The sequence below is a fragment of the Nocardia sp. NPDC049737 genome, assembly GCF_040674755.1.
Lineage (GTDB): Bacteria > Actinomycetota > Actinomycetes > Mycobacteriales > Mycobacteriaceae > Nocardia.
This window is the reverse complement of sequence record NZ_JBFANH010000075.1, coordinates 1-8,845: the sequence shown is the minus strand read 5'-3', so window position 1 is coordinate 8,845 and position 8,845 is coordinate 1. Positions and strand designations below refer to the sequence as shown.

The window sequence follows — 8,845 nt, the reverse complement described above, 5'->3', positions numbered from 1 at the left end:
CGCAGCGACGAACGGGTCAACCACCGCAACGGCTACCGACACCGTGATTTCGACACACGTGTCGGCACGATCGACGTGGCGATCCCGAAACTGCGACGAGTTCGAACGCGCGCTCACCCAGCTCGCCTCTCCCACCGACCTCGACCGCCTCGTCCGCGTCGCCGACACCTTCACCAACTCCCCCTACCTCATCGCGCGCGCCTCACTGCGGTCACTGTGGCGACGCTCCGATCCAGAACTGCGCGCCTGGCTCGACACCTTCGTCACCCGCACCGACCCCCCGGACTACACCGCCCTGCCGAGGACCAGCCCCGCTGGATCACAACGGTCCCTCTCGTCGCCGCCGAGCACAACGCGCGCCGACTCCTCGCCCGGGATCCGAACAAAACCCAGACCGCTACACCCTCGACCGCGACCACGGTCGCCGCCAAGCGCGCGTGGCGGCGACCCGAGCACATCGCCGCGATCCGCACCAAGCGCCGTCCCGCGGGAGAGGCGCGGGTGGTCACCGACTACATCCGCACCCGCTTCCTCGTCGACACCGACCCCGCCTACCAACCGGCGATGTGGGACCGGCACTACGTACGCCAAATCGCCGAACAAGTTCTCCTAGAGCGTGACCGCGCCGGTGCCCGCACCCGCGACAACTTCGACGCCCACGAGATCGCCCGCACCCGAACCGGTCTCGACATCCGCGACGACGACCGACCCGCCTTCCAAGCCAACGGCAGCGGCATCGACTACGACCACACCACCCTCCCACCACTGCAGGGCTGGGTGTGCGTGTACTGCTTCGGCGAACGCGTCTGCAGCGACCACTACCGCACCAACACCCACGGCCACCGCATCAGCGACGACGGACTCTGCCAACACTGCCGCGACCACGACCGCCCCGGAATCGCCACGCTCCCGGCCGGTTTCACCCTCGCCGATGAAATCGCTGCCTACTGCCAGCACCTCACCGACCACTACCCCACCGCCGCACCCGCACTGCTCGATGCGTTACAGCAGCGCTCCACACGGATCGAACGCGGACTGATCATGGCTTTCCTCGACCAACACCCACACCCTTCGGCACCCGGCACACCGATCGCGAGGCTGACCCCGGTGTCGTTGCGCACCGGACGCTGCTGCTCATGCACCCACCACCGCGAGATCGACACCGACGACCTCTGCAGCGAATGCCGACACCACTACCGCACCGCCGCCTAACGTTTCACCTCTACTGCGACCCGCCCGTCGACTCGGGTCTGCGATCACCGGTCCGCCGCGGTGTCCACACCCGCGGCGGACTGGACCACCACACACTCCCGATCGAGCGGAGACCGTTGGAGTGCTGCGATCTCGGATCACCCGAAATCGGCAGGGCCACAACCCAGACTAACGGCCTGCCGATCCCTCCCCACAGATCAACCCAACACGCTCCCACAACCCCACCACTATCCGCATCTGTCCGTTCCGGTTCAACCTTGCAAAACAGCGATTGCCTGACCTGCGGGCCGAAAGGTCGCGCGGAAGGATTAGTTGTCCGAGCGTCCGGACCTACTTTGCGGATTTGTGGATGGACTGTTCCCGCATCAGGATGCAGCTATCTCGGTCCGGTCATCGCTGCGAGGACGGCGGTCTGTCGGGACTGTCGGCTGATTGAAGTCGTATTCCACCCAGCGGTTCCGGTTGGTCCAGCCGACCAGGTCGTAGCGCCACCGGAACGGACGCAGGTGCGCGACTGTGTTGAACAGAACGGCGCCCAGCGCGGCGTAGTCGTCGTGCGCGGACAGCAACGCGCGCTGTTCACGCGGCGAGGCGCTGAAGAAGGACTCGAACATCGCGATCGACTGGTCGGTGGTGAGCCTGCCCAGGCCCCCCAGCCCGCGCATCCGCATCCAGTAAACCAGCCGAGCCCGCCAGGGCCACAGTGCCGCGACCGGATCACGCTCCTCGCTCACCGCGTTCACCGCGGTGTCCACCAGCGCCAGTGAGTCGCCCACGCTGTAACTGGTTGTCGGGTGCATCATGCCGCCGCGCGAACCGAACGGAATCGCCGCGACCACCCCACTTTTCGGCGGCGGCTGATCCAGTGGGTAGTGCGGGGCCTCGCTCGGCTCCTGCCCTGTAACCCGGATGCCATGAGCGGCGAGCCGATTCAGCAAGCGCTCGCGCAACTCACGCTGAGGCATACCACCAGGTAGGCCGAGACTGGTCTCCTCGAAGACTACCGTGCCATCGCCAACCGGCACCGCATACAGAAACGACGGCGGCTCGTCCGAGCCCGCGCCGTTGTCGGGACGCCAATCCAGCAACAATGCTTCACCATCGGTGACCATCGGTGCCGCGGTTTCGGCGGACACGAAAATGCCGTGCGCGCTTACTGCGCGGCGCTGTTTGACCGGCGACAGCCCACGGGCATCGAAAACCGTTGCCGCGCGGACGATCGTGCCATCAGCGAACTCCACTTCGTGTGCGTTCACCCGGGTCGCCCGGCCGGTCAGCACAGTAGCGTCATCGAGCGGCAGAGCGTCGCGCAGTCCCGGATTGGACAGCACGCAATAAGGTCGTTCGATGCGGTGCTCGGTGTTGGTCCACACCGTCGGAGCTTCGATACGGGTGGCAATCGCACTGGGCGGCAGCCACTCCGGCAACTCATCAACCCAGCAGGCATAGGTCGGCGACCACAACCGCTGTGGTCGCGGATCGATCGCTGTGACAAAGAGCCCGGCACGCATTGCGCGATGTGCCAGCGCGCGACCCGTCGGGCCAAGTCCAACCACACAAAGATCTATCTCCAAGCCCACCGGGACAGTGTGCACAGATCAACGCGGCACCTCGCTGCTGGAAACTGCCCACCCCTGGGAGGCGCCGCCCCAAGCCCGTCGACCCGACCGGCGCTACCGCGCCGTCAGCATTCACCGACAACACGCCTTGTGCTGTGCGGCATCCTCCGCTTGGCCGATACCCGACCGATACCGCCTGTCGCCGTAGCCGTTGTTGCTCGCTCGGTCGGTGTTTCATCGGAGCCGGAACTTCCGCTGTTGGCGGGGGCTGGGCGTGAAGTAGGGCCGTTCGCTGACCGACCAAGGCCGCGGAGGGGATTGCTGCCGCGGTTCGGTCCGTTCTGGCCAGGAGGCTGGTTCGACGGCGGTATCGAGGTAATCGGTTGGAACGGGGCCCGGCCGGATGAAGTCGAGGGATCCGATGACGCGCGCGCTGGCAGCGGTGCTGCGTTCGGCGCGAGCCTCAGTGATTGTTGCTGAAGCTGATAGTGCGCTTTCGAACAGCACGTTCGGCTGCGACCAGTCGCGCAGGATGACAGGTGCGAGGCTGCGGTGGTGGAGCATGGCGTCGCCGCCGCAGCGGTGCTGGGCGAACCAGGCGGCGCTGGTGAAGCGGGCCTCTTCGTTGCGCTGCTGGGGTTTGCGGTGGCTGGGGCCGCTGTAGGTGCGTTGGCTGCGGTAGTCGTGGATGGGCAGGCTGGATGGCCGCCAGCAGTCCTGGTCGATCCAGTGCGCGATCGGGTCGCGGACGACCTGCGGCCGATAGTCGGGCTGTCCGAGGCGTCGCCCGATCTCGGCGGCGAATCGCTGCTGCGTGTCCGGGTTCCCGGCCGCCATCCGCCGCCAGTGCAGTGCTCCGATCACCTCGGCGATATCGACGGCTTCGGGGTAGGTGGCGGCGAACAGCCGTGAGCAACTGAAGGTCTCCAGCTCGGTGCCGGACGGGATGAGTCGATCCGCTCGTCGTGCCCACCGATACCGAGCATCACCGTGCGCGGGTTCGCGCCGGTCGGTCCATCGGTGCGCGCAAATGAGGAATCCGGTCAGCACGGCATCGAAACACGCGGCCGGTCCGAGGCGCTGTAGCAGCCGCAGGTGAGCTCGTTGCGCGGCAACGATTTCCGGTAAGCCAGACAGGTCCGGTTGCGGGAAACCGGTCAGGTCGGGTGGTCCGACCCAAATCCGGTGGCGCTGGCAGACGTAGCGGTGGTGGCCGAACAGCTGCAGCACCGGCCGACCCGGGTGAGCGGCAGCGCAACGCCAGCACCCTGGTTGGGGTTCGTGCCGCAGTGCCAGCCAGTCCGGTTCCGGATCCCGTAGTTCGATGATGGCGCGGGCCAGCCTTTGGCGGGGTTGGTCGGCGACAGTGGCGAACTGGTCCGGGTCGAGTCGGCGGGTGCTGGTGCCGTTGCGGGGCCGACTCACTTGGTTCCAGAGTTCGGTGAATGGCATCTCGTGCAGCGCCGCCAGCCGATTCAGGTAGGAGACCGCGATCTCGTCGGCGGCAGGCCGGATGCGGATCGGCAGTCGCGACACCATCAGGCGCTGGCCTCGCGGCGGGTAAGGGTGGTGCGACGGCGTGGCGGGGTGCTGCTGGTTGCGGCGTAGTCGACGGGGATGTCGTCGAGCAGCGCGCGGGTGATCTTCTCGCTGCCGTCGTCGATGGCCAGGATCGCCGCGCCGCGGATCAACTGCGACAGGCTCCCGATCATGCCGCCGGTGCGCTGATAGAGGTATTCGGCCAGCCCAACGAGCGTGCCGGGTTTGTGTCGGTGCAGCATCAGCATGCCCTCCAGAGAGGCGATCAGGGCGCACCAGGCGTCGCGTTGCTCGCCGGTGCCGTAGGCGAACGATGCCGCGCTGATGAGGGTGAACCGTCCGGCGATCTGACGACCGCGGACCCCGGCGAACAAGCCTTGGGCTTCGACCTCGATTCCGGCGTAAGCGAACGTGGCGGGCAGGCGTTCAGCGAAGTACTTCAACTGGTCGGAGACCTCCGCGCCGGCGCGGGTGGCCAGGTTCAGGTTGTGGATCTCGTCGACCAAAACGAGCTCGACGCAGGTCCGGGCCGCGGTCGCGCATACAGCGTTGACGATATCGGGCAGATTTGCGCGGCTACCGAATTCCAAACCGAAGAACCGCGCGAACTCGACCGCGAGCATCCGAGCTGTCGCCGCGGGCGGAACTGTCACGTAGACGACCGGGATCCGGTTGCGCCCGGCAGGTCCAGGGTGGCGTTTGCGGATCGCGCGTTCGTGAGTGCGGCCCAACTGCGTCAGCGCGGTGGTCTTCCCGGTCCCGGAGGCTCCCGACAGGATCACACCACGGCGGGCGGAGACCTGCCCGCGGTTGAGCTGGACCAGCAGCCGGCCTGTGCGTAGCACCTGCCGGATAGTCGGGGTATTCACCAACGGCAACTGGCCGTGATAGTCACGGCGCGCCTCGTCGAGCTCGACGCGCTCGGCCCGCGACAACACCTTCACCGCAACGTGATCCGGCTGTGCGGGTGGTTCGGGTTGGTAGTCGACGAACCGGCGCCAGCCCTCCTTCGTGGTTAACGGTTCGTCGGCGGGCAACTCATCGGTGTCATCGCTGGACTGGCCGGTCATATCCATCTTTCTGCCTCGGCGTCGGCGTCGAAGACACCGAACGGGATCACCTCAGCGGTCTCGGATTTTGGTTGTCGTTGCGGCGCAGCCTGTTCAGTCGCGGTGGCGGGCTCCGGCATCGACGTCCGATGCCTGACTGCGGCGCGGGTGCGGGCGGCGATCTTGCGGCCCGTGGTGTCCGGGCCGTGCTCGGCGCGAGTCAACAACGCGTCGAGGGCGCGGGCGATTTCGGTTTCGGTGACCTCCCGGCCGGATTCGGCGACTAGGCGGCGAGCGTGGCGCCAGGTGAAGTCCGCGAACGGGGCGGCGACCATCGGCAGATGCGTCCACGGTGCAGTGATCCAACCGCCGTCGTGGTGGTTGCGGACGAACACCCGGGACAGGTCGTAGGGGTCGTAGTGCACTTCCCACAACCCTCGCTTGCCCGCCAATCCAGAAGGCTGACGCCGATATCGGCCAAGCTCGACGCAGTCGTAGATGCGGTTGTCGATGCGCACGCCGTAGTCGTTGACCTGGCGCCATTTCACCGGTAGCAGTTCCAGATAATCGGTGCCGGACAACGTGATCGGCAGATAACCGGCTGCGGCGACCAATGCGGCGTATTTCTCGTTCGGCGACAGCTTCCGTCGCGGCGCGGCCGGATCCCGCAACGCGTCGTGACCGCGATGCTGCCAGCCGACGATCACCCACTCGTCGAACAGATCCTGCAACTGTCCGATCGTCCAGACCGCCTCGACTCCGCGGCCCCGCAGGGTCGGGTTCGCGCCCTTGAACCCGGCAACATGTTGCGCGAACAGGGTTTTGATCGCGCTAAAGGTCGCCTCGACGACCGCCTTGTCGGTCGGGGTGTCCTTGCGGGCAGGCTGGATCGAGATACCCAACCGATCGCAGGCGCGCACGAACACCTCAGACACGAACACCTTGCCGTGATCGATGACAACCTGATCCGGAACGATCACCGGCCGCGCCGCCGCCTCCCGCATCCGCGCATCAATCGACAACAGCCGCTCGTGCGGCAGCACCGACGCCGCCATCCGCAACGCGGCGGCCCAGCCTGGCCGCATCGGCTCGGGCACCATCATCTTCGCCAACAGCAGCGACGCGTCAACCGCTTTCGTGCCCACCGGCCGCAGCACCCCCGCGCAGAGGCTGCGGGTGGCGACATCGACCGCGATCGTCAGATCGGCGCGGACCGGCACCCCGTCCTCGGCCAGCACCATCACATCGATCGGGGTGGAGTCGATCTGGACCTGCTCCCCCGGCCGCATCGCGAAACTCGGCGTGAACACCCCCTCCGGCCGGTTCGCCAATTGACGCCGCGTCACCGCCGATCCGAACGTGTGCCGCCCCACCGACAACCGGTCCAGCAACGCATAAAACGTCGTCTTGCCCGGCAATGGCACCACTCCCAGCCCGTAAAGCTCCTCCAGCCTCTTGCTCACGCGTCGGATCAACCGCGAACGCGTTCCCGTCGATCGACCGGTCTCGGCGTCGAGCATCTCCACGATCACCTCGACCAGCCTCGGATCCGCCCGACCCGCGAGATCGAATGTCCGCGTCACCCGCTGATCGACCAGTCCCCACAATCCTTGCGCCGCATAACGAGCGCGGCGGCTTTCGATCGTGCGCAGCCCCACCCCTAACTCGGCGGCCTTGCGCCGCTGCCGCTGCGACAGCGTCGTCACCGCCGGGTCGTAACCTTCCCGCGGACACACACCCGGCGGCGGATCCGGCGGCAACCCGGTTTCGACCTCAACAACATGCTCGCGCCAGCGCTGCGCCGCCGCGACCGCGTCGGTGGGCAGCGCCTCCAGAAGACCGTGTGGCTCCATCGGCGGCAACGCCGCAGCACCCAACACCGCAAAGTCCACCGCCGCCAACAGATACGACGCCAACAGCACCTGGACAACACCGGAGTCCGACCGCAACCGCACCGACGTCCCAGCCAACCCCACAACCAGATGCTCATCACCATCGAACACAACACGGTCACCCACCCGTAGCACCGGACGCGCCAACCCCATCAACCCACCACCGCAATCGGCGAATCGGCCGACGAGATCTCGGTGCCCGGTGACAGCGGCACCGACAAATCCGCGCGCAGGCGATGACACCACAACAGGTGAAACACCACCGGCAACACCGCGATCGGGTCTCCCACCGATTCGACCTCGGACATCAACCCGGACGGCATGACGCCATCGACCAGAACCCGGTCCGCGAGGTGGCCGACCTGCCCCGCAAACGCCAGAAGCCGCGGGCGGCCGATCTCGAGACGCTGACCGAGCTCCGAGAGCAGCTCAGATCGTGGCTGGCGGGCAAGGACATCGACGGCACCCCTGGATACACGAGCGGTCCCAAGCGCAATCCCCGGGTCTTGGACGTCGCCGATGTCGAATTGGGCACCGGACCTCGCCCCGGGGAGGCGCTGGCGTTGCGCTGGTCCGATGTGGATCTGAAGTCCACACCACCGCGACTTACCTTCTCCGGCACCGTTATTCGCATCAAGGGCAAGGGATTGATCCGTCAGGAGTGGACGAAGACCGATTCCGGATTCCGGACGGTGATCCTGCCGCAGTTCGTCGTCGACACGCTTGAGCGCGTCAAAGCCGAAGCGGTGGACAACGCGTTGGATCTGGTGTTCCCGAATCGCGACGGCGGGATTTGGGATCCCCACAACTTCAACCGACTCTGGCGTCAGGCACGCGGCGAGAAGTTCGCGTGGGTCACACCGAAGACCTTCCGCAAGACGGTCGCATCCCTCATAGCCGACCAATACAGCCCACAGGCCGCAGCTCAGCAACTGGGTCACGCGAACACTGCCACCACCAAGCGGCACTACATCGACCGACCGACCGAGGCTCCCGATTTCACGACCGCGCTGGGCAAGCTCGTGAGCTGAAAGCGTGACGTTTCCGTGACGCTCGCGGGCATCAAAGGGAAAAACCAGGGTCAAACTGTAGCGTTTGCCCTGGTCAAAGCTCCCCCATCTGGACTCGAACCAGAAACCTGCCGATTCGCGCTCCGATGAAGTGTCGTAAAACGTGTCGTAAAGTCGGAATGTTCAACAATTCGTGTCGGCCCTTTCTCGTGCACTCCGGGCATCGCGAACACCATCGTCGAACTCACCAGCCAACTCGAAGAGCGCGACCAGGAACTCGACGCGGCTCGAGCAGCCAAGTGTCGATACCGGAGGAGCTTCGATCATGCTTGGAATCAAGCCCTTTCGAACCGGGTCAGCCGGACGCACGCTCGTCGGCATGAATGCGCACTGCCGCGGCCGTACAACGCGCTACTCGTTGGTCTTCCGGCCGCCCGAGTGGCCGTTTCACCCAGCGCGCACAGCAGCATGGACGTGCGTTGCCGTTGCGGGAAGGCTGGGCGTCACCTGATCAACCTGTCCACGAACGATGGCCGTAGCGTCGCATCGGTGAGTGGTGAGAGCCGTTACCAGGCATACGAAGC

The 8,845-nt window shown here is 66.2% G+C and carries 6 protein-coding genes and 1 pseudogene; 3 read left to right on the top strand and 4 right to left on the bottom strand.

What is annotated here, in order from left to right; translation table 11 throughout:
- Together AB0J47_RS41775 and AB0J47_RS41770 are read left to right on the top strand one after the other, a co-directional pair.
- A pseudogene (locus AB0J47_RS41775) lies at positions 1-99 on the top strand (transposase); the annotation flags it as partial.
- Between the two features lie 117 nt (positions 100-216).
- Entirely contained in the window at positions 217-1,212 is a 996-nt protein-coding gene (locus tag AB0J47_RS41770) for a hypothetical protein (RefSeq protein ID WP_364360105.1), read from the top strand.
- A 365-nt stretch (positions 1,213-1,577) separates the two neighbouring features.
- On the opposite strand, the gene AB0J47_RS41765 is transcribed toward AB0J47_RS41770, so the two are convergent.
- From AB0J47_RS41765 to AB0J47_RS41750, 4 genes are all read right to left on the bottom strand, one after another.
- Positions 1,578-2,768, bottom strand: a complete 1,191-nt coding sequence (locus tag AB0J47_RS41765) for a lycopene cyclase family protein (RefSeq protein ID WP_364360102.1) — start codon at positions 2,766-2,768, stop codon at positions 1,578-1,580.
- Positions 2,769-3,005: 237 nt separating this feature from the next.
- A complete protein-coding gene (locus AB0J47_RS41760; protein ID WP_364360099.1) occupies positions 3,006-4,310 on the bottom strand; it encodes a TniQ family protein in 1,305 nt (434 codons plus the stop codon).
- Positions 4,310-5,380, bottom strand: coding sequence for an ATP-binding protein (locus tag AB0J47_RS41755; RefSeq protein WP_364360096.1), 1,071 nt, complete (start codon positions 5,378-5,380; stop codon positions 4,310-4,312). Before AB0J47_RS41755 ends, AB0J47_RS41760 begins: the two co-directional genes overlap by 1 nt.
- Positions 5,377-7,377: a Mu transposase C-terminal domain-containing protein gene (locus AB0J47_RS41750; RefSeq protein WP_364360093.1), complete on the bottom strand. Its 2,001-nt coding sequence runs from the start codon at positions 7,375-7,377 to the stop codon at positions 5,377-5,379. The genes AB0J47_RS41755 and AB0J47_RS41750 overlap by 4 nt, the downstream gene beginning before the upstream one ends.
- 125 nt (positions 7,378-7,502) lie before the next feature.
- On the opposite strand from AB0J47_RS41750, the gene AB0J47_RS41745 reads away from it, so the two are divergent.
- Positions 7,503-8,282 (top strand): site-specific integrase, encoded by a 780-nt coding sequence (locus tag AB0J47_RS41745; protein WP_364360090.1) that lies wholly within the window; start codon positions 7,503-7,505, stop codon positions 8,280-8,282.
- Positions 8,283-8,845: the final 563 nt, after the last annotated feature.